The 1139-nt window shown below is 70.8% G+C and carries 1 protein-coding gene; it reads left to right on the forward strand.

The window, feature by feature from the left end:
- Window positions 1-145 precede the first annotated feature (145 nt).
- Window positions 146-952, forward strand: coding sequence for a VOC family protein (locus tag ABZU75_RS46510; RefSeq protein ID WP_355570040.1), 807 nt, complete (start codon window positions 146-148; stop codon window positions 950-952).
- The last annotated feature ends 187 nt before the right edge of the window (window positions 953-1139 follow it).

Here is a 1139-nt window from a genome sequence, read left to right on the forward strand (position 1 = left end):
CGTTAGTTTTTTTTGTGTTTCGGGTGTAGGTCGGGGCGTTGCCGCCACCCCGCGCCGGCGGCGGGGCGGGGGGCGGGGCGCCCGGCCGTCCGGCGCCCGCCCCCCGCGGCCGTTTCCAGAGATTCCCGCACGGGAGAGGACGCACATGTCAGACGTCGTCATCTTCGACCACCTCGCCATCGGGGTCGAGTCATGGGAGGACGCCTACCCTCGTTTCGCCGTTCGACTGGGCGGCGCATGGTCACACGGAGGTGACACGGGCGAGTTCGCGCCCTACCAGCTGGTCTACGCCCATGACATGAGGCTGGAGTTCATCGCCCCCGGCGCCCGGCCGGGCGGCTTCATGCGGCGGTTCATCGACAGGAACGGCCCCAGCCCGCACCATCTCACCTTCCAGGTCCCCTCCCTGGTCGACGCCCTGGACCGGTTACGGGCGATCGGGATCGACACCCTGGGCGGCAGGAACGAGACCTACTGGAAAGAGGCGTTCCTCCATCCGAAACAGGCGGGCATGGGGACCCTGATACAGCTTGCCGAGGCGGACAAGGACCTGGTGGGCGGGTTCGCCTCCCCCGCTCCCGAGGGCTTCCCCGAGTCCGCCGGGAAACCGCTCGGCATCTCCTGGGTCGGCCTGACCGTGGCGTCGCTCGACACCGCCGGGACACTGTTCGCGGACCAGCTGAGCGGCCACGTCCGCCACGGGGGCCGGGGCTGGTTCCTCGTCAGCTGGGGTACCGGCCATAACCTGCTCGTCCGCGAGCGTGCGGAGACACCGGGCGGCGCGGGCCTGTGGCTCGCCCACGGACTGGGAGTCGACCACGTCATGTTCGGCTCCCCCGAGCTCACCCCCGGCGACCTGGAGGACGGGAGCACGCAGGCCGTGCGCATGCCGTACGAGCCGTCGACCGGCGTCGCGGTCCTTCAGGCGTGGCAGGACGTCGACCGGCAGTGAGCCAGGGCAGACCGGAAACGGCCCCCCTGCGGAGCAGGGGGGCCGTTTCATCGGCCGGACGCCGGGGGCGATGCCGGGTGGGGCGGTGCCGTCGCCTTCGGCGGCACCCCCCCCCCCGCGCCTGAGGTGCGTCCGGTGATCGGAAGATCACACGGCTGAACACCAGTCACATAACAAACGATCGCGG

Origin of the sequence: Streptosporangium sp. NPDC005286 (genome assembly GCF_040607515.1) — a bacterium.
Taxonomy (GTDB): Bacteria; Actinomycetota; Actinomycetes; order Streptosporangiales; family Streptosporangiaceae; genus Streptosporangium.

Excerpts from the sequence above, each read along its gene's own strand:
- ABZU75_RS46510 (WP_355570040.1), top strand. The coding sequence starts at position 146 with ATGTCAGACGTCGTCATCTTCGACCACCTCGCCATCGGGGTCGAGTCA.